General features: G+C 63.0%; 26 protein-coding genes and 3 pseudogenes. 12 read left to right on the forward strand and 17 right to left on the reverse strand.

Going from position 1 to position 26,784, the window contains the following annotated elements:
* Positions 1 to 47: 47 nt before the first annotated feature.
* Both J2X98_RS22285 and J2X98_RS20590 read right to left on the reverse strand, forming a co-directional pair.
* Positions 48 to 380, reverse strand: a complete 333-nt coding sequence (locus J2X98_RS22285) for an OST-HTH/LOTUS domain-containing protein (RefSeq protein ID WP_373460941.1) — start codon at positions 378 to 380, stop codon at positions 48 to 50.
* On the reverse strand, positions 310 to 627 hold the full coding sequence (locus tag J2X98_RS20590; protein ID WP_307311978.1) for an NYN domain-containing protein: 318 nt from the start codon (positions 625 to 627) through the stop codon (positions 310 to 312). Before J2X98_RS20590 ends, J2X98_RS22285 begins: the two co-directional genes overlap by 71 nt.
* A 467-nt stretch (positions 628 to 1,094) precedes the next feature.
* Here J2X98_RS20590 and J2X98_RS22345 point away from each other — a divergent pair.
* Positions 1,095 to 1,280, forward strand: a pseudogene (locus J2X98_RS22345) (IS256 family transposase); the annotation flags it as partial.
* Here the strand turns inward: J2X98_RS22345 and rraA are convergent.
* The 6 genes and pseudogenes from rraA to aceA form a co-directional block, all read right to left on the reverse strand.
* Positions 1,278 to 1,690, reverse strand: a pseudogene (rraA, locus tag J2X98_RS20600) (ribonuclease E activity regulator RraA); the annotation flags it as partial. The pseudogenes J2X98_RS22345 and rraA sit on opposite strands and share 3 nt — an antisense overlap.
* 288 nt (positions 1,691 to 1,978) lie before the next feature.
* Positions 1,979 to 2,644 carry an acetate uptake transporter gene (locus J2X98_RS20605; RefSeq protein ID WP_307311980.1) on the reverse strand — a complete coding sequence of 222 codons (666 nt, stop codon included), beginning with the start codon at positions 2,642 to 2,644 and terminating at the stop codon, positions 1,979 to 1,981.
* On the reverse strand, positions 2,641 to 4,677 hold the full coding sequence (acs, locus tag J2X98_RS20610) for an acetate--CoA ligase (RefSeq protein ID WP_307311981.1): 2,037 nt from the start codon (positions 4,675 to 4,677) through the stop codon (positions 2,641 to 2,643). The genes J2X98_RS20605 and acs overlap by 4 nt, the downstream gene beginning before the upstream one ends.
* A gap of 219 nt (positions 4,678 to 4,896) precedes the next feature.
* On the reverse strand, positions 4,897 to 5,469 hold the full coding sequence (locus tag J2X98_RS20615) for an adenylate kinase (protein ID WP_307311982.1): 573 nt from the start codon (positions 5,467 to 5,469) through the stop codon (positions 4,897 to 4,899).
* Positions 5,470 to 5,681: 212 nt separating this feature from the next.
* On the reverse strand, positions 5,682 to 7,331 hold the full coding sequence (aceB, locus tag J2X98_RS20620; protein ID WP_307311984.1) for a malate synthase A: 1,650 nt from the start codon (positions 7,329 to 7,331) through the stop codon (positions 5,682 to 5,684).
* 147 nt (positions 7,332 to 7,478) lie between these two features.
* Positions 7,479 to 8,795, reverse strand: coding sequence for an isocitrate lyase (gene aceA, locus J2X98_RS20625; protein WP_307311986.1), 1,317 nt, complete (start codon positions 8,793 to 8,795; stop codon positions 7,479 to 7,481).
* Positions 8,796 to 9,224: 429 nt separating this feature from the next.
* On the opposite strand from aceA, the gene J2X98_RS20630 reads away from it, so the two are divergent.
* Together J2X98_RS20630 and J2X98_RS20635 are read left to right on the forward strand one after the other, a co-directional pair.
* Complete coding sequence (locus J2X98_RS20630) at positions 9,225 to 10,769, forward strand: acetyl-CoA hydrolase/transferase family protein (RefSeq protein WP_307311988.1); 1,545 nt, start codon at positions 9,225 to 9,227, stop codon at positions 10,767 to 10,769.
* A gap of 630 nt (positions 10,770 to 11,399) precedes the next feature.
* Positions 11,400 to 11,909: a DUF7793 family protein gene (locus J2X98_RS20635; protein WP_307311989.1), complete on the forward strand. Its 510-nt coding sequence runs from the start codon at positions 11,400 to 11,402 to the stop codon at positions 11,907 to 11,909.
* A 124-nt stretch (positions 11,910 to 12,033) separates the two neighbouring features.
* On the opposite strand, the gene J2X98_RS20640 is transcribed toward J2X98_RS20635, so the two are convergent.
* The 3 genes from J2X98_RS20640 to J2X98_RS20650 all read right to left on the reverse strand — a co-directional run bounded on the left by J2X98_RS20640 (position 12,034) and on the right by J2X98_RS20650 (position 14,378).
* Positions 12,034 to 12,558 (reverse strand): redoxin domain-containing protein, encoded by a 525-nt coding sequence (locus tag J2X98_RS20640; protein WP_307311991.1) that lies wholly within the window; start codon positions 12,556 to 12,558, stop codon positions 12,034 to 12,036.
* 37 nt (positions 12,559 to 12,595) lie between these two features.
* On the reverse strand, positions 12,596 to 13,699 hold the full coding sequence (locus J2X98_RS20645) for an NADH:flavin oxidoreductase (protein WP_307311993.1): 1,104 nt from the start codon (positions 13,697 to 13,699) through the stop codon (positions 12,596 to 12,598).
* Between the two features lie 133 nt (positions 13,700 to 13,832).
* Positions 13,833 to 14,378 carry an HAD family hydrolase gene (locus J2X98_RS20650; protein WP_307312018.1) on the reverse strand — a complete coding sequence of 182 codons (546 nt, stop codon included), beginning with the start codon at positions 14,376 to 14,378 and terminating at the stop codon, positions 13,833 to 13,835.
* A gap of 131 nt (positions 14,379 to 14,509) precedes the next feature.
* On the opposite strand from J2X98_RS20650, the gene J2X98_RS20655 reads away from it, so the two are divergent.
* Positions 14,510 to 15,616, forward strand: coding sequence for an IS110 family transposase (locus J2X98_RS20655; protein ID WP_307311995.1), 1,107 nt, complete (start codon positions 14,510 to 14,512; stop codon positions 15,614 to 15,616).
* A 269-nt stretch (positions 15,617 to 15,885) separates the two neighbouring features.
* On the opposite strand, the gene J2X98_RS20660 is transcribed toward J2X98_RS20655, so the two are convergent.
* The 3 genes from J2X98_RS20660 to J2X98_RS20670 all read right to left on the reverse strand — a co-directional run bounded on the left by J2X98_RS20660 (position 15,886) and on the right by J2X98_RS20670 (position 16,970).
* Complete coding sequence (locus J2X98_RS20660; RefSeq protein ID WP_307311997.1) at positions 15,886 to 16,161, reverse strand: hypothetical protein; 276 nt, start codon at positions 16,159 to 16,161, stop codon at positions 15,886 to 15,888.
* A complete protein-coding gene (locus tag J2X98_RS20665; RefSeq protein ID WP_307311998.1) occupies positions 16,158 to 16,526 on the reverse strand; it encodes a hypothetical protein in 369 nt (122 codons plus the stop codon). The genes J2X98_RS20660 and J2X98_RS20665 overlap by 4 nt, the downstream gene beginning before the upstream one ends.
* A 270-nt stretch (positions 16,527 to 16,796) precedes the next feature.
* Positions 16,797 to 16,970, reverse strand: coding sequence for a CsbD family protein (locus J2X98_RS20670; protein ID WP_307312000.1), 174 nt, complete (start codon positions 16,968 to 16,970; stop codon positions 16,797 to 16,799).
* Between the two features lie 150 nt (positions 16,971 to 17,120).
* Between J2X98_RS20670 and J2X98_RS20675 the strand changes: the two genes are divergently transcribed.
* A complete protein-coding gene (locus J2X98_RS20675; RefSeq protein WP_307312001.1) occupies positions 17,121 to 17,735 on the forward strand; it encodes a carbonic anhydrase in 615 nt (204 codons plus the stop codon).
* 426 nt (positions 17,736 to 18,161) lie between these two features.
* Positions 18,162 to 18,383 (forward strand): recombinase family protein, encoded by a 222-nt coding sequence (locus J2X98_RS20680; RefSeq protein ID WP_307312002.1) that lies wholly within the window; start codon positions 18,162 to 18,164, stop codon positions 18,381 to 18,383.
* Between the two features lie 143 nt (positions 18,384 to 18,526).
* On the opposite strand, the gene J2X98_RS20685 is transcribed toward J2X98_RS20680, so the two are convergent.
* Positions 18,527 to 18,826, reverse strand: coding sequence for a DUF4193 domain-containing protein (locus tag J2X98_RS20685; RefSeq protein ID WP_307312003.1), 300 nt, complete (start codon positions 18,824 to 18,826; stop codon positions 18,527 to 18,529).
* A 110-nt stretch (positions 18,827 to 18,936) separates the two neighbouring features.
* Here J2X98_RS20685 and J2X98_RS20690 point away from each other — a divergent pair.
* From J2X98_RS20690 to J2X98_RS20715, 6 genes and pseudogenes are all read left to right on the forward strand, one after another.
* Positions 18,937 to 19,636 (forward strand): annotated as a pseudogene (locus tag J2X98_RS20690) (SOS response-associated peptidase).
* A 143-nt stretch (positions 19,637 to 19,779) separates the two neighbouring features.
* On the forward strand, positions 19,780 to 20,421 hold the full coding sequence (locus J2X98_RS20695; RefSeq protein ID WP_307312005.1) for a biotin transporter BioY: 642 nt from the start codon (positions 19,780 to 19,782) through the stop codon (positions 20,419 to 20,421).
* Between the two features lie 14 nt (positions 20,422 to 20,435).
* The gene (locus tag J2X98_RS20700) at positions 20,436 to 20,750 is read left to right on the forward strand and encodes a CHY zinc finger protein (protein WP_307312007.1); all 315 of its coding nucleotides are present in this window, start codon (positions 20,436 to 20,438) and stop codon (positions 20,748 to 20,750) included.
* A 241-nt stretch (positions 20,751 to 20,991) separates the two neighbouring features.
* A complete protein-coding gene (locus tag J2X98_RS20705; RefSeq protein WP_307312009.1) occupies positions 20,992 to 22,035 on the forward strand; it encodes a hypothetical protein in 1,044 nt (347 codons plus the stop codon).
* Between the two features lie 41 nt (positions 22,036 to 22,076).
* The gene (locus J2X98_RS20710; RefSeq protein ID WP_307312011.1) at positions 22,077 to 22,241 is read left to right on the forward strand and encodes a hypothetical protein; all 165 of its coding nucleotides are present in this window, start codon (positions 22,077 to 22,079) and stop codon (positions 22,239 to 22,241) included.
* Between the two features lie 160 nt (positions 22,242 to 22,401).
* Complete coding sequence (locus J2X98_RS20715) at positions 22,402 to 22,857, forward strand: prevent-host-death protein (RefSeq protein WP_307312012.1); 456 nt, start codon at positions 22,402 to 22,404, stop codon at positions 22,855 to 22,857.
* A 1,088-nt stretch (positions 22,858 to 23,945) separates the two neighbouring features.
* On the opposite strand, the gene J2X98_RS20725 is transcribed toward J2X98_RS20715, so the two are convergent.
* Positions 23,946 to 24,941 (reverse strand): MDR family oxidoreductase, encoded by a 996-nt coding sequence (locus J2X98_RS20725; protein ID WP_307312015.1) that lies wholly within the window; start codon positions 24,939 to 24,941, stop codon positions 23,946 to 23,948.
* 167 nt (positions 24,942 to 25,108) lie between these two features.
* The gene (locus J2X98_RS20730; RefSeq protein ID WP_307312017.1) at positions 25,109 to 26,044 is read right to left on the reverse strand and encodes an alpha/beta hydrolase family protein; all 936 of its coding nucleotides are present in this window, start codon (positions 26,042 to 26,044) and stop codon (positions 25,109 to 25,111) included.
* Positions 26,045 to 26,784: the final 740 nt, after the last annotated feature.

Raw genomic sequence — 26,784 nt, forward strand, 5'->3', positions numbered from 1 at the left:
ATCCCGAACGAGAACTTGCTGATTCCCCCGCTTAAGTTCGAACAGCCCTACCCCTCAATGAGGTCACTCAGCTTCTGATAGCCATAGTTGCGCGGGTCCAGCGATGCTTGGTTACCTATTTGATTTCCAACTGCGGTGAGGTGCGCCCAGCCGTCATCTCCACTAGCAGCTTCGACAGCGTTGCGTACCAGAAGCACAAGTCTGGCGTCGCCGCGCATCTCCTTCGTTCCACCAAGCCCGTCTAAAGACTTATCAGGGATCGTGTGGGGTTGCCCCAGTCCCTCGACATAAGTGAACAGCGAGCAAGCGTTAACGAACGGCTCCGGCGTTTTTCTCTCTCCAAATCCATACACCTTTAGTCGTAAGCAGGTCCATAGCATCAATCACCATCGCCATGTCAGCCGCATTCTTGCCAGTGCTGTACGCGAATTGCTGCATGGGCCGTATCGCGTACGGATGGAGAGCAGCTTGCCATTGCTGCAGGTAGGGGCTCTTCCAGTCCCCATAAGCTCGCCGCACGTTGGCCACGCCGTGACGTGCAACTTCAGCAAGGACGAGATCGATCTTCGACGCTGGTGCGTTGTCGGCATCAATGAGCAAGGCAATGCGCTTCTCGTCAGGATTCACTTGTTGGTCACGCAGGGAGGCATTAGCCCGGTCAACTTGCTCGGATGCATCGTGAGTTGCACCTTGACAACGGAAACCTCTTGACCGTCATGAACCTGAGGGTCAGATTAAAAGAGTGTCCTTAGCCGAACGGGTTTTCACGTGCGCACGCGCACGAAAGCCTTCCTCAGCTCCCGGGTACTTCCATGCGGGCGTCCGCCCTTCCCTGCCAGACAAACAGCTCGGGGGAGAAAAAGCCCGCCGATGGGGGATCGGCGGGCTTTCCGAAAACAGACGATACATGCAACGATTTTCAACAACGAGTGGATTATTCGTCTAGGAAATCCAGGGAGAGAGCAATCGACCGCAAAATTATGAGGGGTGGCCTGCTAGCTGTTCGGGACTGTAAGAAAAACGGTGTGTGAGGGTCCGGCCTGATCCGAAAGGAGACGGCCGTGTCAGAGTCTACGACCGAGATGACAGGGGTGATGATCGATCCTGTGACGGGAGAGATCATCGATCAGAAGGAGCTTGCGGAGCGGTTGCTCGCGCAGGCCAAGGAGCAGGGCGTGAGCCTGGTGGGCCCTGGCGGGCTGCTGAACCAGCTCACGAGGAATGTGCTGGAGACGGCGCTGGAAGCGGAACTAACCGAGCACCTGGGCCACGAGCATGGCCCCCGTCTTTGCGCTCTTGCGCGGGTTGCCCCCAATGCCTTGACGCCGAGGTCCAGCCGGGCCATTGCCTGGCGGTCACGGATGGCGCCATGAATCACGACACCGGCCCAGCCGTTTGCCACGGCACTTTCGGCGATCATGTCTCCCATCAATGCAGTTCCCAGGGATCCGCCGCCGTCCACTACCAGGACGCGTCCGTTTCCGGGGGAGGCCAGCGTCGCCTTCACCAGTGCGTTGTCCTGGAAGCAGCGGATGGTCCTGACCTGGCCGCTGAAGTGCGACCGTCCGCCGAAGGACTGAAACTGCACGGATACGGAGGCCACTTCATCGCCGCGATCGTCGTAAAGGTCTGCTGTATTGGAACCGGCCCCCGCAGCGGTGTTTTCAGGATTTTGGTATGGTACGGCCATGGGGTTCTCCTCTGGATTTCGTGAAGCGGTGAGACGGTCCAGTGCATGACAAACACGCTGGTGCTGCCCCACGATAGTTTTCATTTTCTGAGCAACAGACCCTTCTGGGGTCGGCGTGAGCTTCTCGAGACAGCCTTTGCCGAACCAGCTCAAAGAAAACATCTGTTGCTCGTGACCGGTTGCGGTGACCCAGTCTCCCTGGTCGCCGCCTGTCTCTTGGGCGCGTTTTCGCCACCACGCACGGCGGCCTTTCCCGCAAAAGTTACCGTGAGCAGCCCGGGGTAACGGTCAGCGTGGGTTGACGGGCAGGACGGTGCGTTGGTGGGTGGAGTTGGTGACGACGGCGAAGGACGCGTACCAGGCGAGGAGGGCTGTGAGGAGTCCTAGCCAGCCGCCTATCCTGGTGATGGTCACGGTGGCGGTGTAGGCGCCGATGGCGAGGGCGAAGAACGTCGGTGTCAGGGCGATAAAGACCAGGAACACGGCACGGTTTGTCCGGCGTGCGGCGACTGTCATGTAGAGGGTGAAGATTCCCCAGGCCAGGAGGAACACGCCGACGCCTTTGCCGGCGTCTTTCCCTGCCGCGGAGAGGTCGGTGAAGCGGGCGAGGAACCAGAACGCCATCCAGAAAGCGCCGTAAGAGCAGAAGGCTGTCGCGCCGAAGGTGTTGTTCTTGGCGAATTCCCAGATGCCTGCGGCGAATTGGGCGATGCCGCCGTAAAACAGGGCCAGGCCGAGCACCACGGGTTCCACGGTGGGCGGTAACAGGCCGGCGTTGACGGTGCTGAGGACGAACGTTGTCAGCGCGAACGCGGCCAGGCCCAGGGCGGCCGGGTCAGCGAAAACCGTGGCCCCTGCGATGGCGGCCGGTGCCGCTGTGGTGGGGGTGGCCGGCACCCGGTGGTGGTCTCCGGGGCCGGTAGAGCCCGGTCCTGCAATGGGTGCGTTGTTCATCGTTGAACTCCTTTTTTGAGTGACTCGGTGATGGTGCCCATGATGCCGGCGTCGGCCAAGGTGGAAGAATCTCCGGCTTCGCGGCCTTCGGCAAGGTCCTGCAGCAGGCGGCGCATGATCTTGCCCGAGCGGGTCTTGGGCAGCTCGGGGACCACGAGGATGGTTTTGGGTTTGGCGATGGGACCGATTTCTTTGCCGACATGCTCGCGCAGGGTCCGCACGATATCGTGATCCTCGGCCGCGGTCCCGCGGAGGATGACGAACGCGACGACGGCTTGTCCGGTGGTTTCGTCCGCGGCGCCGACCACGGCTGCTTCAGCTACGGAGGGGTGGCTGACCAGGGCGGATTCGATCTCGGTGGTGGAGAGCCGGTGTCCGGAGACGTTCATGACGTCGTCGACGCGGCCGAGCAGCCAGATGTCCCCGTCTTCGTCTTTTTTGGCACCGTCCCCGGCGAAATACATGTCCTGAAAACGGGACCAGTAGGTCTCCTTGAACCGTTCGGGGTCACCCCAGATACCGCGGAGCATCGAGGGCCACGGTTCACGGATGACGAGGTAACCGCCGTGGCCGTTCGAGACGGATTGGCCGTTCTCATCGACGACGTCCGCGACGATGCCCGGCAGGGGGGTCTGGGCGGAGCCGGGTTTGGTGGCGGTCACTCCGGGGAGGGGGGCGATCATGATGGCTCCGGTTTCGGTTTGCCACCAGGTATCGACGATCGGTGCCGGGTTGTCTTTCTGCTCGCCGTGCTTCCCGGCGTTGGAGCCGATGACTTCGCGGTACCACATCCAGGCTTCGGGGTTGATCGGTTCGCCGACCGAACCCAGGACCCGGATCGAGGACAGGTCGTACTTGGCCGGGATCTCCCGGCCCCATTTCATGAAGGTCCGGATCGCGGTGGGGGCGGTGTAGAGGATGGAGACCTTGTATTTTTCCACTAGTTCCCACCAGCGGCCCTGGTGCGGGGAGTCCGGGGTGCCTTCGTAGATGAGTATGCTCGCGCCGTTGACCAGGGGACCGTAGGTGACGTAGGAGTGCCCGGTCACCCAGCCGATGTCCGCGGTGCACCAGTACACGTCCGTGTCCGGTTTTAGGTCAAAGACGTTCTGGTGCGTGTAGGCGGTCTGGGTCAGGTAACCGCCGGTGGTGTGCAGGATGCCTTTGGGCTTGCCGGTGGTTCCGGAGGTGTAGAGGATGAACAGGGGCTGCTCGGAGTCGTGCCCGACGGGGATGTGCTCAGCGCTGGCCGCGTCCACGGTGTCCTCCCACCAGAGGTCCCGGCCCTCGGTCCATGCCACCGGTTCATTGTTGCGCCGCACGACGAGGACGTGACCCACTGTGTGCCCTTCGGCCTTCAATGCCTCATCGACGGCCGGTTTCAGCGCGCTGGGCTTGCCGCGGCGGTAGGTGCCGTCTGAGGTGATTACAAGCTTCGCTTGGGCGTCCTCGATGCGGTTGCGCAGTGCATCGGCGGAGAACCCGCCGAAGACGACGGAGTGGACGGCGCCGATCCGGGCGCAGGCCAGCATCGTGATGACCGCTTCGGGGATCATGGGCAGGTAGACCGCCACCCTGTCGCCCTTGGTCACCCCGAGGGATTCGAAGGCGTTGGCCGCCTTTTTTACTTCCTCGGTCAGCCGGGCGTAGGTGTAGGTGCGGGTATCGCCGGGTTCGCCCTCAAAGTAGATGGCCACCCGGTCCCCGAGACCGTTTTCGACGTGCCGGTCCAGTGCGTTGTAGGCGGCGTTGATCTGTCCGTCCACGAACCACTTCGCGAACGGCGGGTCGGTCCAGTCCAAGGCCTGGGTAAAGTCCCGGTCCCAGCTCAGCAGTTCCCGGGCCTGGCGGGCCCAGAAACCGGGCCGGTCCTTCTCTGCTTCCGCGTGGAGCCCGGGCCCGGCGACGGCGCCGGAAATGAACTCATCGCTGGGGGAGAACCGGCGGTTTTCGTGCATCAGGTTCTCCAGCGCGTCCCCGTGCCCGGATGAATCCGCGAGGACTGGCGGGCCTGTGACGTGGTTATCGGACATGGGTAAACCCCTTCGTTTACGTTCATGGTGTTTTTACGTGCCTGCCTGGCACCGGGCCACGCACTATGTCCCCCGTCACACTGATTCGACCACACCCGCATCCGGCCGCAAAATCCCGGGATCCGCGCTGTCGGTCCTCACCAGGTTTCCGAAGAAGACAGGTATGGTCCTGCGCCCGCTCCCGGCCGGGGACCTCGCGCCAGTGGGTGTCGCGGGCGGTTAGCGCCGCCCGCTGGTGAGAGTGGTGGCACGCAGGACCCTCTCGCTCACGGTATCCACGGCGCCGAAGCCGTCAACGCGGACCAGTTGGCCGCGTTCGGCGTACCGGGTCAGGACGGCCTCGGTCTGCCCGTGATAAAGCGCCAGCCGGTGGCGGATGACTTTTTCGGTGTCATCGCTGCGTCCAGCGTCTTTTGCCCGGCCCAGCAACCGGCGCACGAGCTCCTCGTCCCCGGCACTGAGCTGAAGAACCAGGTCCAGTTCCTGCCCGTGGCCAGCAAGAATGTCATCGAGCTCTTCAACCTGGGCGACGGTGCGTGGGTAGCCGTCCAGCAGGAAGCCCTCCCGAGCATCGTCTTCCCCCAGCCGCGAACGCACCATGGCGTTCGTGATCTCATCAGGGACAAGATCACCGTTATCCAGATAGGCGGCCGCCGCAACACCCAGCGGTGTCCGGTCCCGGACGTTGGCACGGAAAATGTACCCGGTGGAAATCGGTGCCACGCCCAGGCTCGCGGAAAGTCTCTCCGCCTGGGTTCCCTTGCCCGAGCCGGGAGGGCCAATAATCAACATTCTCTTCATTCCTGGGGCCTTTCCTGGCGGGTCGTCGAAGCGGTAACAAATTCTGTGGACCGGGCAGCAGCCGTCGTGCGGCAGGGTGTCCCGGGACTGCCCGGGACACCCTGCCGTTTTATCGCGCGCGGTCAAGAACCCTCGCGCCCGGCGGTCGGGCTTCCTGTTGCGACGGAATGCGGGAGTTCTGAGCCCATCGCTGTCCGTGGACCTCAGCGGGCCACGGAGTTGGTGACGATCCGGTCGCTGGCTTCGTGCAGGTATCGGTCGTAGGCGGGCAGGGTCAGGAAATCCGGGAACTCCCGGCTGAGGGTGACTTCTTCGAAGATGTCGCGCGCGTCCTCGAACCGGTCGCCGTCGAAGCGCTCCAGTTTCGCGAATTCCTCGTCGAGGAGTTCCTCGACCCATTCGTGGCTGATGATCTCGCCGTGGTCGGTGATGGCCCGGGCGTAGATCCACTGCCAGAGCTGGGACCGGGAAATTTCGGCGGTGGCGGCGTCCTCCATCAGGTTGTGGATGGTGACGGCGCCGTTGCCGCGGAGCCATGATTCGAGGTACCGGATGCCGACTTCGATGTTGTTCCGGATGCCGTGTTCGGTGATGGTGCCGTGCAGCGAGGCGATATCGATGAGACCGCGGTCATCGGGGGTGACGTCCTCACGGAGCCGGTCCAGCTGGTTGGGCTTGGCCCCCAGGACGGCGTCGAACACTTCCCGGCACACGGGCACCAGGTCGGGGTGGGCCACCCAGGAGCCGTCGAAGCCGTCGTTCGCGTCCCGCAGTTTGTCGTCTCGGGTCTTTGCCAAAGCATCAGCATTCATTGGCGGGTCCCTCCTGCTGGGCACGAAGGCGGCAGGGCCGCCGATGGCCATGGCGCCGCGCTTGTGGCAGGCACGGACCAGCTGTTCGGTGTAGGCGCGCATGAACGGGGCCGTCATAGTCACCTGCGCCCGGTCCGGGAGGACGAACCGGGGGCCGCGGGTGCGGAAGTTCTTGATCAGGGAGAAGATGTAGTCCCAGCGGCCGGCGTTCAGGCCTGCGGCGTGGTCGCGGAGTTCATAGAGGATCTCCTCCATTTCGAACGCGGCCGTGATGGTCTCGATCAGCACGGTGGCGCGGATGGTGCCCTGCGGGATGTCCAGGAGGTCCTGGGCCAGAATGAAGATGTCGTTCCAGAGCCGGGCTTCGAGGTGGTTCTCGATCTTGGGCAGGTAGAAGTACGGGCCCTTGCCCTGGGCCAGGAGACGGCGGGCGTTGTGGAAGAATAACAGGCCGAAGTCCACGATGCCGCCGGCGATGGGCTGGCCGTCGATGAGCATGTGCTTCTCGGGCAGGTGCCAGCCGCGGGGGTGGACCACGATGGTGGGCAGGTCGCCGGCCGCCTTTAGCTTGTATTCCTTGCCTTCTTCGGTGGTGAAGTCGATGCGGCGTTCCAGCGCGTCGGTGAGGTTCAGCTGGCCCTTGATGACGTTGCGCCAGGTGGGGGTGGAGGAGTCCTCCATGTCGGCAAGCCACACCTTGGCGCCGGAGTTCAGGGCGTTGATGGCCATCTTCTTGTCCACCGGACCTGTGATCTCCACGCGGCGGTCCTCCAGGCCCGGCGCCGGGGGAGCCACCCGCCAGGACGGATCGTTGCGGATGTGCTCGGTCTCCGGCAGGAAACGAGGGTCGGCGCCGGCAGCGATCTCGGCCCGCCGGCTGCGGCGCCCCTGCAGCAGCTCCTGCCGCCGGTCAGCGGTAGCCCGGTGCAGCTTCGCGACGAACTCCAGCGCGTCCGGAGTCAGAACCTCGTTCTGCCGGGAAACCGGCCGGGCCGTCAGCATGACCCCGTTGATCGTGTAGTCGTCAGTGAAGCTGTTCATGGGAATTGTTCCTTGAAAGAGCTTTTGGGGGCGCGCCCTCGGACCAATGGGCCGTTGGGAGGCCATCCCGGCCGGGGGCGTGCTCAGGGAACGGTGCAGGTGCCTTCTCCGGGACGGAGCCGGCACCCGCACCCTGCACCTACGTGGTTAGTGGAACTGGCCTTCTTCGGTGGATCCCACCAAGGCCAGGGTGGAGGCGTTCGGGTTGAGCGCCGTGGAGATGGTGTCGAAGTAGCCGGTGCCGACTTCGCGCTGGTGTTTGGTTGCGGTGTAGCCGCGGGACTCGGAGGCGAATTCCTTTTTCTGGAGTTCGACGTAGGCGCTCATGCCTTCACGGGCGTAACCGTGGGCGAGGTCGAACATCGAGTAGTTCAGGGCGTGGAAGCCGGCCAGGGTGATGAACTGGAACGTGAAGCCCATGGCGCCGAGTTCACGCTGGAACTTGGCGATGGTGCCGTCGTCCAGGTGCTTGCGCCAGTTGAAGGACGGCGAGCAGTTGTAGGAAAGCATCTGGTCCGGGAACTCGGCCTTGACCGATTCGGCGAACTTGCGGGCCAGCTCCAGGTCAGGGGTGCCCGTTTCCATCCAGATGAGGTCGGAGTACGGGGCGTAGGCCTTGGCGCGGGCGATGCAGGGTTCGACGCCGTTGCGGACCTTGTAGAAGCCTTCCGGGGTGCGCTCGCCGGTGATGAATTCCTGGTCGCGCTCGTCGACGTCGGAGGTGATCAGGGTGGCTGCCTCGGCGTCGGTGCGGGCGATGACGACGGTGGGGGTGCCGGCGACGTCGGCTGCGAGGCGGGCGGCGTTCAGGGTGCGGACGTGCTGCTGGGTGGGGATCAGCACCTTGCCGCCGAGGTGGCCGCACTTCTTCTCCGATGCGAGCTGGTCTTCCCAGTGAACACCGGAGGCGCCGGCCTGGATCATGGATTTCATGAGTTCGTAGGCGTTCAGCGGGCCGCCGAAGCCGGCTTCGGCGTCGGCCACGATCGGCACCAGCCAGTCCTGCACGGTCTGGATGCCTTCGGAGAATTCGATCTGGTCGGCGCGGAGCAGTGCGTTGTTGATGCGGCGGACCACTGTGGGGACCGAGTTGGCGGGGTACAGGGACTGGTCCGGGTAGGTGTGGCCCGAGTTGTTGGCGTCCGCCGCAACCTGCCAGCCCGAGAGGTAGATGGCACGGAGTCCGGCCTTGACCTGCTGTACGGCCTGGTTGCCCGTCAGGGCGCCAAGGGCGTTGGTGTAGCCGCCGGTCTTGTGCTCCTCGGTGAGCTGCTTCCACAGCTTTTCCGAACCACGGCGGGCCAGGGTGTGCTCTTCGGAGACGCGGCCGCGGAGGCGGACGACGTCGGAGGCTGAGTAGTCCCGGGTCACACCTTCCCAGCGGGGGTTGGCGGCCCACTCGAGCTCCAGGGCGGCGGCCTGCTCTTCGGGCGTCTGCTGGGTGGGCTCAAAAGCTGCAGTCATCGTCATAATCTCCTTCGATGGCCCGGTAACTGGGCGCTGAATCTTTTCCGTGAGGTCTACTTTTCTTCACTTGCAAGGGACTTACTAGGGGAAAACGGTGGAAAGAAATGCTATTCTTCCCGCATCCTCAAGAAATGCACCCAAGCAGCTGAATTTTCGCTCTCCGTAGGCGTGCCCTACGCACAGGTGAAGTGGTTCCGCGGCCGGGACACCACCGAGCGGTCCAAGTCGACGTGCCCGGACGAGAGCTGCTGCAAACGGCCGCCGGCCGCGCTGGCCTCGGAATGTATAAATGGGCGCCGGCTACCGGGCGCACACGGGGGCTGGACCACCGGGGCATGTGTCGGGGCCCGTGCCTTCGGCCGTGGTCCGTGACGGTCCTGCCAAGGCCGTAAAGTTGATGCGGAAGTTTCCAACGAAGGAGCCTTGATGCACGACCGTATCCGCCACGCCGGCATGCACGACCGTCTGATGTCCGCCGAGCAGGCCGCTGCTCTAATCAAGCCGGGCATGACGGTAGCCATGAGTGGATTCACCGGCGCCGGGTACCCCAAAGCTGTACCGCAGGCTTTGGCAGCCCGGATGGAGGCAGCCGCCGCGACGGGGGACCAGTTCCGGATCAAGGTCCTCACCGGCGCGTCCACAGCCCCCGAGCTCGATGGCGCGCTGGCCAAAGCCAACGGCATGGAACTGCGCCTGCCGTACCAGTCCGACCCGGCACTGCGGGAGCGCATCAACAACGGCGAAATCGACTACGTCGACATGCACCTGAGCCACGTCGCCCAGCACACCTGGTCCGGATTCTTCGGCAACATCGACCTCGCCGTGATCGAAGTCGCCGGCATCCTGGAGGACGGCCGGCTGATCCCGTCCTCCTCCGTCGGGAACAACAAAACCTGGCTCGAACAGGCAGATCACATCATCCTCGAAGTCAACGCCTTCCAGCCCGCCGGACTCGAAGGTATGCACGACATCTACTACGGCACCGCCCTGCCCCCGCACCGGAAACCGATACCGCTGACCGCACCGGATGAACGTATCGGCGAACCCTACCTGCACGTGGACCCCGCCAAACTCCTCGCCGTCGTCACCACCGACGCACCCGACCGGAACTCCCCCTTCAGCGCCCCCGACGAAGCCTCCCGGCAAATCGCCGGGCACCTCCTGGACTTCTTCGACCACGAAATCAAACGAGGCAGACTGACCAAAACCCTCCTCCCGCTTCAATCCGGGGTGGGCAACATCGCCAACGCCGTCCTCGCCGCCCTGTCCGAGGGCGGCTACGAAGGGCTCACCGCCTACACCGAAGTCATCCAGGACGGCATGCTTAACCTGATCCGCAACGGCGTGATCAAGATGGCCTCGGCCACCTCGTTCTCCCTCAGCGCCGCGGGCGTCAAGGAGTTCAACGAGAACGTCGACTTCTACCGCACCCGGATCCTGCTGCGCACCCAGGAAATTTCCAACCACCCCGAACTCATCCGGCGTCTGGGCGTGATCGCGATGAACGGCATGATCGAAGCCGATATCTACGGCAACGTCAATTCCACCCACATCGCCGGCAGCAAAGTCATGAACGGAATCGGCGGCTCCGGGGACTTCGCCCGAAACGGGTCCCTCTCAGTCTTCATGTCACCCAGCACCGCAAAAAATGGCAGCATCTCGGGCGTCGTGCCCATGGTCAGCCACGTCGACCACACCGAACACGACACCATGATCATCGTCACCGACCAAGGCCTCGCCGACCTGCGCGGACTCGCACCCAAACAGCGCGCACAACTAATCATCGACCGCTGCGCACACCCCGACTACGCCCCAATGCTCCAGGACTACTACGACCGCGCCAGGCGCGAAAGCTACGGCAAACACACCCCCCACCTGCTCACCGAAGCCCTCTCCTGGCACGACAGACTCGTCGAAACCGGCAACATGCGGACCCAGCCCGACCTTCAAGCAGTCAGCGCGACCCGATAAAATCATGCTGGAACACTGGTCCAACAGCGTGGCCCCGGGGATCCGCCACGAACTCGCAGTGAAGGCGGCAATCAGTCCCGCGGCACTTGACCGCGCCTCCCCGCCCAGCCCTGGTCCGAACCTGATGGCTATGCTGCGTCGCTGGGCATAGGTGGCCAATGCGGTGCGGTGGCAGTAGAGCCAGGAACGAACGTTCTGCTTCCCTGACGACACCCGGGACGAAGAGACTGCGCCACCCGGGTGACGGCTCCCGGTCAACGCATCCGAAATGTTCCCCGCCCCTTAGACCGTGGACGAGAGCCAGCGAATTGCGACATGGTGATGCGGGCCGCGATGGCGGCACCGCCGACAGATCCGGGGGAGTGTTTTCAGCTCGGCTGTGCTGAAGAACTTTTCAATTGCTTGCCGCGGGTTGGCCCCCTCATCCACGAGAAGCCCTCCCCGATCCGGCGTCCTGCCAGGCCCAGGGTTGCCCGGGCCCAGCCAGCCTTCCGACAATGCCAAGCACGCCCACAAAAGCGGACTCACTGGCACGTTTCTATCCTTCAGGAAGTGGTCCGTTCCGGCCGCAGTAGCGAAACTGTTCTGCCGCCGGGACGGAAACTGCGGGCGTGAGGGCGAGGGGGCAGCTTGAACAGGATTGACATTCCGGGCAAGGGTACCTTCGAGCTGTCCCGTCGTGTCCCGCAGATGTGGTATAAGCCAGGGGCCACGGTCGACTCCGAGGAAGTGCGTGCCTGGATCACCGCCATGGACAATCTTGGCAACGGTGTCCCGCTGCCGGTGCTGATTAACATCCAGGGGGTGACCTTCTCGGCCCCCGCACGGAAGATCTTCCCCGACGGTGCCCATGTTTCCCGCATGCCACTGCTCGGGTCGTCCCCCGTTGATCGGGTGGTCGCCATGTTCCGTCTACCCCTTCTGCCAGTGGACTTTCCGATGAGGTACTTCACGTCAGCTGAACAAGCACTGGCCTGGCTTCTCGAACCACCGGAAGCGTCAGTCCACCCTGGGACCGGGGCGCGGGACTTCGGGCGGTCGTGGGCGACGGGCCCTGGCCCTGGCCCTGGCAACCAGGAGAGTCAGGACGCCGCCCAACCAGGCAAGCGCGGTGAGGAGCACCAGGCCGATCGTCGCTAACGGGTGCATGGCGAAAGCTTAGGACCGGAAGTCCGGTATTCCCGGACGCAGCTCCGCAGCGTGGTCACGAAAAAGGCGCGCCCCGTTCGCTGAGCGCGCCCTTCCCGAAATACCTCGGCCCGGCTCAGGCGGCGCCGCGGGCCGGGTAGTCGTGGTCCTTGGCGTAACGGACACCGGCAATCACGTCATCCAGTGACGGCCGGCCGAAGGGCATGGTGGCTGTGCTGGACCAGAACAGGGTGCCGTCCTCATCGAGGATGAAGATGCCTGGTTCGTTGAACAGGTCCGGCTCGCCGTCTTTGATCGCGTGGGAGAGGTTCAGGCCCCAGGCCCGGGCGGCTTCCTCTCCGAGGCCGTAGGCGACCGGGAGGTTGGCCAGGTGCCATTCATTCACGATCCGGGCACTCCGATCCGCCGTTTCCATGCTGACGGCGGCCACCTGAGCGATACCGGCGGATTTGAGGTCCTCGATCCGCTTGTCGATCTCGGCCAGCTGCTTGCGGCAGATCGGGCAGTGCAGGCCCCGGAAGAAGACGATGAGGCTGAAACGACCGCCGTCCCCGGTGCCGAGCTTCAGATCATCGGTGGTTCCCCCGCCCACCAGTGGCAGTCCAAGGTCGGGTGCTGTCTGTGTCGGAACGAGTGTCATGATTACCCTCCTGCTGTGAAGTTGCTGGCTTCGGGATTTAGGCGGTGTGTTCGAGTTCCCAGTCCTTTACGTCGGCGACCGGCGAGAAGAGGCTGCCGTCGAGTTCGTCGAGGTTGTCGTTGTTGCGTGCCCGGCGGGGCCAGTCGCGGGTGGCGAGAGCTGCTTTGCCGAGTGCGATGACGTCGGCCTCCCCGTCGGCGATCAGGGTGGCTGCTGCTTCCGGTTCATCAAGGCTGCCGTTGGCAATAACCGTCAAGCCTGCGTGCTGCTTGGCCAAGGCGGCGAGGGAGTCGCCTTCCTCGCCAAAGGCAGGGGCGTCAGCACGGTATTCGGTGGTGTGGATGTAGTCGATTCCGGTGGCGGCCAGGGCGGTGAAGATCGTCTTTGCTTCGTCGGCCCCGCCGGCCCATTTGTGCGTGTAATCGCTGACCTTGCCCTGGGAAACGCGGATGCCGACGCTCATGTCGGGCCCCACCGCGTCGCGGACGGCCCGGCTCACCTCAACGGCAAGCCGCACCCGGTTTTCGGGTGTGCCGCCGTACTGGTCGGTGCGCTGGTTCAGGTAGTCCGTGAGGAACTGGTCCAGCAGGTAGCCATTCGCGCCGTGGATCTCCACCCCGTCGAAGCCGGCGGCCTTCGCGTTGAGCGCCGCGTTCACGAAGCCCTCGCGCACCTCGTCGAGCTGCGCTGTCGTGGCCTCTTGCGGTTGGCGGTAGGGTCCTTCGCCGCGGTAGAAGCCTAGCTGTTCTCCCTTGGGGGCGACAGCGGAGGGGCCAAGCGTGGAGTCAACGAACCGGTTGCCCTGTGACTGGGCGCCCGCGTGCATGAGTTGAGCGAAGATGCGTGAGCCGCGGGCATGGACTGCGTCCACGACCTTGACCCAGGACTCGGCCTGTTCGGCGGAGGCCAGGCCCGGCTGGAACAGGTAGCCCTGGCTGTGGGCGGTGTCGGTGTAAATCCCTTCGGTGATGAGCAATCCGAAGCCGCCGGCCGCGAACCGGGAGTAATAGGATGCCATCCGCCCGGTGGCGTGGCCTTCCTCGGAGGCGCTGACACGGGTCATCGGGGCCAAGGCCACCCGGTTGTGCAGCTCGGTGGAGCCGATTCGAAGGGAGGTCCAGAGGGGATCGAGATTGGGCATGAAAGTGTCCTTGAAAGTCTCGGCGATTGTTCCTGGCATGGGCTGTTGTAGAGAAGCCCGTATTAGCGGCAAGACCAGGGCGCGGCATTAAATTCCTGCCCGGTTGGCCTTCCCGCCTGTTGCGGGTCGTGTTTTAGGCGGTTGCCGCCAAGTTCGGCGCCAGCTCGGTCAGAGTTGAAACCGTGAAGTCCGGAGCCTCAAAATAGGCCGGGTAGCTGTCTCCGGCCCTGTTGAGCCACGCTGTCCGCAGCCCAGCCCGGGCGGCGCCGTGGATGTCCCACGGATGCACAGCCACGAGCAGCATGCTGCCAGGGTCCGTTCTGGTACTGGCTGCCGCGTATTCGTAGGAGCCGCGGGCAGGCTTCCACGCGGGCGCGTCTTCAACCGACAGCAGCGACTCAAATTCATCCGTGATCCCGGCATCGCTGAACAGCTTTCCGGCGATTTGGGCTGAGCCGTTGCTGAGCGTCACCAGACGGAACCCTGCGGCCGTGAGTGCTCTAGACGATATGAAGTGAGGGACGCCGGGGTTCTGGTCCCGTCCGGGGTCGGGCCATTTTTGCCGGGGGCCCGCCCGCAGCGGCCCAGTTTGGTTGTAACCGTGCCGTCTTCGTGGTGGGCTGGCCGCTTCGGGGGCCGTGTTCCCGGCGCTGATGCCCTCTATCCCGGACGGGTCCAGGTAACGGCTGGGGGGCCGGGGCCTTCTGTTTCACAGAGGTCCGTGGGTTGCCATTGGCTGACTCCCTTGGCCGGACGGCTTCGCGGGGGTGCAATGGTAGTGCCACATGTGAGGTTTGGGAGGTCCCGGCTATGTTTGAGCATACTTTCATCGGCCTCGATGTTCACGCCGTTAACGTAGTCGGCCATGCGCTGAACCCGGGCAGCGGTGAAATCAGTGTCCATACGATGGCCGCTGACCCCGCGGTGGTCCTGGAATGGGTTCAGCGGTTCGAGCCGCCTGTGAAGGTCGTTTACGAGTCCGGGCCGACAGGGTTTGTCCTAGCCCGGCACCTGCGGGCGGCAGGCATCAACTGTGTAGTGGCAGCCTCATCGAAGCTGCTGCGTGCACCTGGGGACCGCGTGAAAACCGACCGCCGGGACGCCCGGGTTCTGGCTGAGATGCTCGCGGTCGGTTCGGTCACCAAGGTGCGCATCCCAGACCCTGACGAGGAGGCACTGCGGGACCTGTCCCGGCTGCGATCCGGCGCTGCAAAGGATCTTGCGCATGCCCGCCAGCATGTGAATGCTGTCCTGCTCCGCCACGGGATCCGCTATCCAAAAGACACCCGCTGGACGCAGGAACACCGGTTGTGGCTGCACCAGCAGCGCTTTGACGAACCGGCACTGCAGTTCACCTATGACGCCGACGTGGAGCAGGCCGAGCTGCTCGCCGCACACCTGGCCCGGATCGACAAACAGGTGATTGTGACGGCGGCAGCGTGCCGCTACGCTCAGGTGATTGATGCCCTGATGTGTTTACGCGGCATCCAGCTCACGACCGCGTTCGGACTGGCCGTGGAAATCGGCGATTGGACCCGCTTCACCGGCTCATCCATCGGCTCCTATCTCGGCCTGGTTCCCAGTGAGGAATCCTCTGGCCAGTCCCGGCACCAGGGCCCGATCACCAAAGCCGGCAACACTTACGCCCGCAAACTCCTCATCGAAGCCGCCTGGCAGCACCGGCGCCCCTATGCACGGCCAGGAGAACGGCTGCTGCACCAACTTGAGCTTGTAACGCCAGCGACCCGCATCCGCGCCCTCGAAGGAAATCACCGGCTGCACCACAAATGGGAACACTTTGATGAACGCCACAAGATGTCAGTGAAGGCCAACACCGCTATCGCCCGCGAACTTGCCGGCTGGTGCTGGTCCCTGGCCGCACCGCTTCAGCAAGGAGAACGCATGAAGGCTGCGTGACCCAAGACTGCCGCCTACAGCGAGCGGCGGGGGGCGATGGCAGCACCGGAGCTAACTCGAGAGCCCGCTATGAGCAGACGGCCCGAACCACCGTCCACGCTCGATTCTAGACACCGATATGCTCCAGCCGAACAAATCGTCATGCGGTAGCCAACCCGCGAATGTCAGCCTGACACTGCCAGTCGAAAACGACTCGCCATGCCCTCCAAACCGCATCCCGACCGGCCGGCATACGATGAGCGGCCCCAGGAACCAAACCCAGGAGCCGCTCATCCATGCCTCTCTTGACAACCAGACCTACATATCAGCGGCTGGACGAGCCCTACCCCGCTCAACAGTCCCCGGAGAACGTCGGCGCCGATGGTGGCAAACGAACCGTTGTCTCCGCTGGCGGCCAGCGCGAAACCGTTACGCAGGAGAGTCGCGAACCAGGATTTCGCCATGTAGGCGGGCGCCCCGACTTCGCGGAAGCGCTCCTCCATAGGGGACATATCGGACAGCGTTTCGTTCACATCAAAGACAATGACCGAGATGGCGGTGGTCATGGACACTCCTTCTGGTGACTGTTGCTTCGTCGGTGAAATCCGCCCGCGCTCGGTGCTTCGGCTGGTTCCACATCCGTGCGTGCCAGGAGAGCCTCCACCACTTCGGCGACCAGGTCTTCTTTCTCCCGGCGCTTCGCGTCCTCCTGCTGGGCGACCTCGACGCGGGCGGCCTGCCAGGCTGACCAGTGGCCGGACACCAGGGCCCAAAGCGAGAGCGCCGATACGTACAGCACTGAATCAAGCCAACCCATTATCAGCGAGAGGGGGATCATGAGGATCCAAAAGATGGCGAGCCAGCCGTTGACGCGCCGCATAAAGACGGGATCACCCTGGACCATGGCCCAGAGACTCTTGATGGGGCCCACATATCCTCCTTGATAAATAAGGGCGGAGAGACCGCCTTGCGAACCCTGTCCATGAAGTCGTAGAGAAAGCTGGGACCAAGGGATTCCCAGGGCCCATGGCCTTGGTCAGCGCGGCATCGACTGGCCAAGAGCCTGGACAGACCAAAAGCTGCACAAATAAATCATCTCGAGCACGCCCGGCTTGAGCGGGCGAACACAGAGTCGGCGCCCGTTCCCGGACACGGATAGGGCGCGCCCCGTTCGCTGAGCGCGCCCTTCCCGTAATCCCTGTCAGCCCTTGAACGCGTCCTTGACCTTTTCTCCGGCCTGCTTCACGTCGCCCTTGGCCTGGTCAGCCTGGCCTTCGGCCTTCAGGCTGTCATCGCCCGTTGCGGCGCCGGCAGCTTCCTTGCCCTTGCCGCCCGCCTTCTCGGCAGCGTTCTCAATCTTGTCGCCCAATCCCATGGTGTTTCCTCCTCTGGTTGGTAGCCGTTCGCATTCGGCTGCACCCATACTAAGCATGCTTAGTATCGGGTTGACAAGCCCATCAGCGGTGAAATTACCGCCTCCCCCTAGCAGATAAGGGCGCCTGCGGAGTCCCGTAAGGTAAGTAGGGTGACTACCAGCATCAGCCCGGCCCAGGCATGGCAGCGCCTGCTTGAAGGCAACGCACGTTTCGTCTCCGGAGAAGCGCAGCACCCGAACCAGAGTGCGTCAAGGCGCAGCGATCTGATGAACACGCAGAATCCCTTTGCCGTCATTTTAGGCTGCTCGGATTCCCGTCTTGCCGCCGAGATCATTTTTGACCTGGGCCTCGGGGACGCCTTTGTGGTCAGGACCGCAGGGCACGTACTCGATCACGCGGTTCTCGGGTCCCTGGAGTACAGCGTCTCGGTTCTCAACGTCCCACTGATCGTTGTCCTCGGTCACGACAACTGCGGCGCCGTCACTGCCACCAAGGACGCGGTGGAAACGGGGGAGATGCCCCAGCGCTTCATCCGCGACCTGGTCGAACGCATCACCCCGTCGGTTTTAGCTTCATTGCGGGACGGCAGGACCGAGATCAACGACATGGTCGTCGACCACGCCAGGCTGACAGCCGAGCGGCTCCTGGAAAGCTCCCCGGTGATCGCCGCCGCCGTCCATGACTCCGCCACTGCCGTCGTCGGCGTCGCGTACCGGCTCGCAGAAGGGCGCGCCCAGCTGGTCACCGACTCCGTCCTGCTCTGACTTGTAACGCCGGAGCCGGGCAGCGCAGTCTGGTCTCCGCAGCGCGCAAGAAGCTCAGCACATCCTCGAGCAGCCAGCCGGCGGCGGAATGCTCCGGGGGTCCGTTGGTCTCAGAACGGACGCACCCGCCAGCGGCCTTGCCCCACTTTCAGGGCCACCAGCAGAACGTCGTGGTCCCTGCTCTGAAGGTAAATCCCCCGCCTCAACGGCAGTACAAGTTATCCGCATGATTCGCTCAATACGGTCACGCCCAGACATCCACCACGGAGAACGCCTGACGCGTCTCACGAACTATAGGTAATGACACCAATGCCATAATCCCTGATTCCGCGCGGTTTCTAGGCTAAAAATTTCTCCCCAACCCGGTACAAGTTGTTGTCTCAGGAATCCTCACGGAAACCCGGACTGCGACGACAGGGGTATTTGATGAAACTTGGCTACGCACGTCTTTCCACCTCCGACCAGGACGCCAGCATGCAGATCGAGGCGCTCATCTCGGTCGGCGTCGATCCGAACAGAATCTTCACGGACGAACTCTCCGGCGCCAGGGAAGCCAAAGAACGGCCGGGCATGAAGGCGCTCATGGACTACGCCAGCGAGGAAGACGACGTCTACTTCTGGGGGCTGGATCGGATCGGGCCTCAGTGATCGACCTGAGCTGCTGCGTGTGGGGCACGACGTCGCCGTACAGGGAGTCGACGTGCTGCTCGCACTCACCCATCGTCAGCAGCCCGATGTCCTCCCGACACACCTCCCACCATTGCCGGTCAAGGCTTGGCCCGTAGAGTGGCTCAGCCTTCGCACTCGACGCAGTAGCCATGTCCGGCTTTCTCCCGGACCTTCTGGGAGCGGTGGCGGACCAGGAAGCAGGAATAGCAGGTGAACTCATCGTCGGCCTGCGGGATGACCTGAACGACGAGCTCTTCAGCAATGAACTCCCCGCCCGGGGTGAGGCCGTCAAGCGCGTCGGCTTCGTCAAGTTCCAGCACAACGGACTTGGCGTCCGGTGCCTTGGCGGACTTCAGAGCCTCCAGGGAGCTGTCCTGGGATTCCTTGACGTCGGTGCGCAGTTCGTCGTAGTCGGTGGCCACGGAGGTGCTTCTCTTTTCTGGTCGGGGGTTGTTGGCGGTTGCAACATACCCGACAACGGAAGAAATCCATAGTCGCCAGGCACAATGGGCCCATGTGCGGCAGATACGTGATGTCCAAGGCCACCGGCGACCTCCTGTCCTCCTTTGACGCCAAAGAGGTCGAGGGCACCCCTCCGTCGCCCAGCTGGAACGTCGCGCCCACCCAGAACGTCCCCGTCGTGGCTGGGCGGCTGGATGAAGGCAGCGTCGAGCGGCACCTGATGATCGCCCGCTGGGGCCTGGTTCCGTCCTGGGCGAAGGACATCAAGAGCGGGTCCAGGATGATCAACGCCCGCAGCGAGTCCATCCTGGAGAAGCCCTCGTTCCGGAAGGCCGCGGTCAAGCGCCGGGCGATCGTGCCGGCCGAGGGAGATTACGAGTGGCAGAAGAGCGAGGACGGCACGAAGATCCCGACCTACCTGTACTCCAAGGAGGAGCCGCTGGTTGGCTGTGCCGGCCTATATGAGTGGTGACGGATCCGTCCCTGCCGGAGGATGACCCAGGCAAGTGGCTGCTCAGCTGCACCGTGCTGACCACTACCGCGCAGGATGCCTGAATCATGTCCACGACCGCTCCCCGGTCCTCATCCCGCGCGACCGGTTCGCCGAGTGGCTGGACCCGGACCTGACCGACAAGGGCGACGTGCAGCACCTGCTCGACTCCCCGCCCGATTCCACGCTGATACCGCGGATCGTCAGTACATGGGTCAACAGTGTCCGGAACAACGGGCCCGAGCTGATCGAGCCCGCAGAGCTCACACCTATGAGTTAGGCGTCCTGGGACAGCAATCCCGACGCGTTTTGTAGTAAGTGGTCCATAGATCCGTGGACTTGGTGGTGGTTCGCTACAAAACAGTTTCAGGCAGGGCTGCGTAGCCTTCTTGCAGGACACTGCCCAAACCACCAGGAGGAACCATGAGCCACCAGACGACCCCGACCCCAGCGCCCCGCCGCCCTGCCAAAGTACGGTCCCGCACGCCGCGTCGGTTGTGGGACGCGCAGTCGCTGGCTCTTATTGCTGTGTTCGCCGCGTTGATTGCCGCCTCGGCGATAGTCCCAGGAATCCCTGTCGGTGGCTTCGGGGTGCCTATCACGCTGCAGACCCTGGCCATTATGGTGACCGGCCTCGTCCTTGGGGGAGCCCGGGCCGTGGCCGCGGTAGCGCTATACCTTCTCCTTGCGTTCGCCGGCCTGCCGATTTTCTCAGGGGGCCGAGCGGGCCTGGGTGTCCTGGCTGGCGGATCCGCCGGTTACATTGTGGGGTTCCTCCTCGCCGCTTTTCTCGTTGGCATCGCTGCCGAGCAGATCATCCGGCGCCTCCCGGCTAAGCGGCGTGTTCTATGGTTCTTCCTCGCCAGCATCGTCGTGACGGTGGTCGCATCGCACTTGCTCGGCGTGCTCGGCCTGATGGTCAACCTTAAGCTGTCATGGCAAGCTGCCTTCGCCAGCGATCTGATTTTTTATCCGGGCGATATTGTGAAGGACGCCGTGGCATCCTTCGCGGCGGTGGCCGTGCACAGGGCCTTCCCCGACATCCTTGTCCGCCGAGTGAAGTGAGCGAGGTCCGGGCCGTGAAGATCTTCGGCAGTACCGTAGATGACCAAACCCGCTGCATTCACTACCGCACAGACGTAGATGTGATCGCGATCAAGTTCAAGTGCTGCCTTCGGTACTATCCCTGCCATCTCTGTCACGAGGAAGAGGCAGATCACCAGGCTCAAACCTGGCCAAGGAACCAGTCGTCAGCGCCAGCAGTTCTGTGCGGTGTATGCAAGAGCGAGATGTCCATCGATGCTTATCAGGCCACCACTTCCTGTCCTAAATGCAGCGCTCTGTTTAACGAACGGTGCGCCGCGCACGCCCATCTTTACTTTCAGACGACGTGAGGGACCCAGGAAAGACGTAAAGACGAATGCACCCTGGACCAGCCGTTGGCCTCGGACGGGGAGTAGCACCCTAGAAAGATGACTTAGGGCAGCACGGCTGATTGACGGGTACTGCCTCTCTGGAAGGCCCGGGGCATGGATGACGAAAGCGGCGGGTGACTGGCAGGACCTTCGAGCATGGCCTCTTGGAAATCGCGGTCTAAACAAGCACCGGTCCGCGCGACTGTTTAGACTGTCCGTCGTGAGGGTTGCAAAGACCGGTGTCATCGCCGGAGTGCCGACCGAGCTGGCCCGCGCTATCTGCCGGAAGTTCCGCGGCCGTGAAATGGTCGCCGAGATCGCCGAAGACATCCTGGCCGGCACCGGGCACGACCTCGCCACCGTCTTCGCCGAGCTGGAGGCCACCGGCTACCTGAAGAAGGTCCAGACCGACCACGACGGCGACGTCTGGTGGGACACGACCGTCCTGGGCAATGCCCTGGCGATGGCCAGCTTCGGCAAGCCGATCAGCCGCAAGACCGCGGACCGGCTCGTCACCGAGCTGCTGGACCGGGCCCGCGCCTACAACACCGATTCCTCCAAGCCCATGTTCATTGACACGCTTCGCGTCTTCGGCAGCTACCTGGACCCGGACATCGACCCCATCGGCGACGTCGACATCGAGCTCGCATACGGTCGCCGCATCAAAGACCAAGCAATCCTGCGGGCCTATACCAAGGCCAGCGGCAGGAGCTTCAACACCTACATGGACGAACTTCTGTGGCCCTCCACCGAGCTGTTTCTCCACCTGAAGAAGCCCTCCGCATTCATCAGCATCACCCTTGAAGACATCAGCTTGCTCACCGACAGGTTCGAGACCATCTACCGGATCGACGACGACCCGCAGGCGCCGTACCGCCGTCCGACCGGACGCTCATCGGGCGGTAAAACCTCGGTCGCTACAGGGGAGAGACTTTTCCGCTGTTCCGCACACATGTGTGCGGGCAACTTTTGCCCGGCGTGGGCCGTTATTTTTCGTCTGCGGCACCATCTGCGCTCAACCTTGAGGAACAAGCACCACATAAACAAGAACACGCGCCGACTTTCTGCCGCCGTGACCGCGGCAGCAGTACTCGCAACCCTTCTCGCGGCACCAGCCAACTCCGCCGACACATACACAGATCCCTCACCCACAAAAGAAGGGCTGGCCCCGGCACGCGAACGCCAGAACCAGCCCCATGAAGCACTTAGTTCAGCAGTCTCCCAGAACCAGCCCCATGAAGCACTTAGTTCAGCAGTCTCCTAGTCGACGGCGCGCGACGCGGTCTGCTCGAAGACTCGGGCGGGTTGCCGGGGTACGAGGACATCATGGACGCCTTGGCAGATCCGTCTCACCCTGACCATGCCGGATACCCTGCCTGGGCGGCCGATATGACCGGCTCCACTGAACCTTTTGACCCGGCCTTTCTGGACATCGCCGACGTGAACCGGACGCTGGCTACGTTGTTCTGACGCCGGGGGCTGCGGCCTAAAACTCTACGAATAGCAGCAGGAAAGAGCCACTTTTACGCCTCTTCCCCTCTTAATTTCGAACGCCGATGGTGAAGATTTCGTCAACCACGCGGGCCGTCGTTGGTGGACTTCAGAACATGATCTGAAGTAGAGTTGAGTCATGAACGCCTTAGCCACTTCCCGAACGACATTTCAGTCTTCCGAGCTAAGCCGCGCTTCGGCTGAGGCCTTTGCTGCTGCAGCCGATCACCCGATTCAGATCACTCGCCGCGACGGTGAGTCTTTGGTGCTGATGTCTGAGGGTGCTGACCGGGCGCGGGCTTCTCTGCTTGAACTGGCCGCGCAGCTGATAGCCGTTACCACCAGTACCGAGGGAAGTCTTGCGACCCGTATGAGTGATCGGTTTCCTTGGATGCTTGCCTTGAGCGAGGCAGACCGCGATGCCTGCTCCGCAGACATCGTGGCTGCGGCGCGGGCCTCTTTTGCCACCAACCAGCCCCATCTGGCCGTCGCGGAACTCAGTGCCTGGCGTGAGACAGCAATTGCCCTCGCCGCCGGGCTCGGCAAGGAAGCCATCGAATGGCTTGATGACGCCGAAACTGTCGAGCGCCCCTGAGGAATGGCGAAGAACGAAAAGGTCGAGAGACCGACTAAGAAGAGCGAATATGAGCTTCGGTTCGCTTCTGTGCAGGCTAAACGCGGTTGGACGGATCTGAAGGCCACGAGCAGGAACGCCTTGGTGGATTCGTGGGACTTCCTGACGCGGACGCCGCAACTGACGACACCGACCAACTACCGACTGCGTGGTGAGTTGGGCCGCCTAACACGAGACGGTGTAAATCACGACAGGTGGCAGCACAAGCCCACCCTGAAAGGTGATGCACGCATCTGGTTCTACGTCGTGGGCCAGACTGTTTACTTGGAACAGGTCCATACGAGCCATCCGAATGAAACCAAGTCATAGCTGTACAACTCAACGAGGCTACCCATGCACTCCCTTGTGGCGGTATCGGCGGTATCCGGGTCGCAGCACAACGCCGTGAACCAAAAGCCGGTGTTGCTACTGAGAGTGGCGCAGAGCGGGCTGTTTTGGGCGGCCGGAGGGCTCTCCTCATCCGGCACGTGCTATCAGGTGCGGCGCTCAACGTTTGAGTCAGAATAGCGGCGACAGCCCGGTTAATTGACACTGGCTCATGATGTTCTCAGACTCCACTCTGACAGTGGGAGGGCCAGAAGACCGAGGCGCGTAAGCGTGAGAATCGCCCGAATAGACCGATAAACGAGTGCCTGATGGAATGCGGTTCGTGCAGGGGCCGGTGATGTCACCTCCTGCCGGCGGGTAGGTATCTGGGAACAAAAGCGAACTGCACCGGGAGGCGAGTTCTCCCTTGTCAGCTGCCCTCACGTCAGGTTGGGGTGTAGTCCAGTCCATCAATGTTGAGGTGCCTTCTCGAAGGCCACTGGTGTTTGCGAGAGAGGGTTGAGAGAGTATTTGGGTCCTGTCTCGCGGCGACCGCAAAGGTCAGCGGTAATTAACAGCGTTGCAAGACAGGCAGCCCATAAATATACGAACAAGCGCGTTGGAGAGGGTCCTTGCCGCCTGCTCAGCTGAGCCGTGGCACCAAGGTGCCGACCTTGGGATACCGCACTGGCGACGTGTCCCGCAGGCCCTGCGAATCGGGGCTGGGGTAGTTAGGGCCCCGCTTAGTTCGCCATGCCAGTGATGTCTACGACTACGCGGCCGCGGATGCTTCCGGTGAGGATTTTGTGGCTCAGCTTAGGGAGCTGTTCCCAGCCTGCATCGATTGCAACCGCGCGTAGGTCATCGACGGCAAAGAGGTCGTCGAGCTCCGCCCATGCCTCGCGGCGCAACTCCGGGGATGCATTAACTGAGTCGACGCCGAGGAGTGAGACGTTGCGCAGGATGAACGGCATGACGGTCGTCGGCAACTTCAATCCACCGGCGAGCCCGCATGAGGCGACGGCACCTGAGTACTTGATCTGGCTCAGCACGTTGGCGAGGGTTGCGCCGCCCACGCTGTCGATGCATCCGATCCAGCGCTGCTTGCCGAGCGCGGGGGTCTCTGCAGCCAAGCTCTCACGCGGTATGACCTCGGTCGCTCCCAAGTTCTTGAGGTAAGGCTCCTCTGTGTCCTTGCCTGTGGAGGCGTGGACTTCGTATCCGAGGCGGGAGAGGGCGCCCACGGCGAAGCTACCAACGCCGCCGGTCGCGCCGGTGACCAGCACGGGGCCTGATCCGGGGTCGATGCCGGCGCCGCGCAGGCGCAGGATGCAGAGCATGGCCGTCAGACCGGCTGTGCCCACGGCCATCGCACCCCAGGTACCGAGTCTCACGGGGGCTTTGAGGACGGATTCGGCCTCGATCCGCTGGTAGCCGGAGTAACCGCCCGGCCGGGTCTCGGAGAGGTTCGCGCCGGTAAGCACGACCTCATCTCCGTTGGCGAAGCCCCCGCCCGCGTCCACGACCGTACCGGCGAGGTCGATGCCGCAGGTCAGGGGGAAGGTCCGGACGACCCCGGGTTTTCCGGTCATGGCGAGCCCGTCCTTGTAGTTGAGCGACGAATGCCTCACACGCACCGTGAGGTCACCTTCGGGCAGATCTGACTCAGTCAGGGTGACCAGCTCCGCTTCCTGTTTCGGTGCAGACACCTGGTAAGCGCGGTAGGTCAGGTTGTTCATTATTCTCCTGGGTAGAGGGTCCTGCTTTTGATTTGGTCATCGAGGCACGATCGTCTGCAGCAACGTGGTTGGGCGCATGCGCCGTTGTTCTGCCGCTTTCGCCGGCCTGCTGGCGTCACTGTCGGTTGGCGCCGCTGCCAAACTATCTCTTGTTGTACTGTTTGGTATCAATCGATCCGGGCTTGGTGTTGTGGCCAGGGATTCACCCCCTCGCGCAGCCACTGCAGCGTTCCGGGCCAAAAGGTGTGGCGAAAGCTGCTGTGGAACAGGGAGAAGTGCCCGATCTCTGCTCGGTCGAAATCCTGCGGTTTCAGCCGGACTACAGTGGCCGGGCTCTTGGGGTAGTAGGCCAGTGTGCGGGCGACCGCGACGTCTGTGGCGAACGGATCATCCGTGGCGGCCACTGCAAGCGTTGGCGCAGTGAAGGACGCCTGGTTGGCCTGGATCTGCTGGCGGAGAGGGCCGGCTCGGCGCGCCGTGAAATCTTTGCGGCCTCGTGCCCAGTCCATCGCTACCCCTTGGGGTAAATCTTCCAGCCAGCCCAGATGTTTGCCGGGAAAGTAGCCATACCACCAGGCCACGACAGGCATCAGGGCGTGCCAACGCCACCACAGCCCGAGGCGGTGCCCGGGCCGGTAGTCCCGCCAGTAGGCGTGCTGCGCGCCCACTGTCAGCAGCCGATTAATGCGCCGCCCATTGGCCGCCAGCCCCACACCAAAACCCCCGAAACTATGGCCCACGACGTTCAGCTTCTTTTCACCGCAGTGGAGCAGAACCCAGCCCAACACCGCATCAAGGTCCTTCAAGCCCCAGTCGTACCAGCTGGCCGCCAGATTCTTTATCGTGGAACCCCTGGACTGACCGATACCGCGGTAATCAAAAGTGAGCACGGTGAACCCGTTCTCTGCCAGGAACGCTGCATAGCGGTGGTAGTAGCTCGCTTTGACTCCCGTGGCACCGGCGATGACGACAACTGCGCCGGCTGCCCCTCGTTCCGAAGACGCCGGCTCCCATAGATGCCCCCGCAGCATGTGGCCGTCTTCGCAATCAATCGCCAGAGAGCTACCTGCCATCCCAGAACGTCCCTTTCCTTTCTCTATCATCCAGGCTTCCTCTACGGCCCCTAGCACCCTTTGCTGGCGGGAGAAAGTCTTCGCGCTCTTGCTGGATTATGCCTAAGTTTCTTTAGCGGAGTGCATGACGCGACCGGTGTCCCCGCCGATCTTTCGTCTTTCGCCCAGTTGGGTATGAATGCCATGCTTGAGGTGTTTGGCCACAACGGCCTCGGTATGCTCTTGATAGAGATTACGCCGAAGACAGATGACGGCCTCTTTTATCGTCGTTGACGCCCCTTTAGTTTGGGCCGGCCCAGCGGGATTTACTCCTCATCCGTCCCCTTCATCAATGCGTTGTCCTGAAAGCAGCCGATGGTTTGCACGAATGCTGACGCCAGTACATCGCCGCGATCATCGTGAGATCGGCGGTATTGACGGCGCCTCCGGAACCTGTATCCCCAGCAGTGTTTTCAGGGCTGTGGGAGCTGCGGGCATGGGCTCCCATCTCCATTTCTTGAAAGCGGTGGGACGGTCCCGCGTATGACGGTGTTGCTGCCTCACGATAGTGGGTTTTCTACGCAGCGAACCCTTCAAAGAGCCGGCCTGGGCTTGTTGGACAGAGCCTTTTGCGCGCCGGAGCGGGAGCCACCCCTGACACCGCCGTCACGTTTACCTCGCTCGGTGGCCAGGCTACCCCGTTACCTTTTTCGTAGCCCGTTCCTGTTGCAGGATGAGGGTGTGTTGGCCGGTCGGTCCCGGCATGGTTTCTGCCCCCAGTCGTTTCATGA

Origin of the sequence: Pseudarthrobacter enclensis (assembly GCF_030811655.1) — a bacterium.
In the GTDB taxonomy this organism is placed as follows: Bacteria; Actinomycetota; Actinomycetes; order Actinomycetales; family Micrococcaceae; genus Arthrobacter; species Arthrobacter enclensis_A.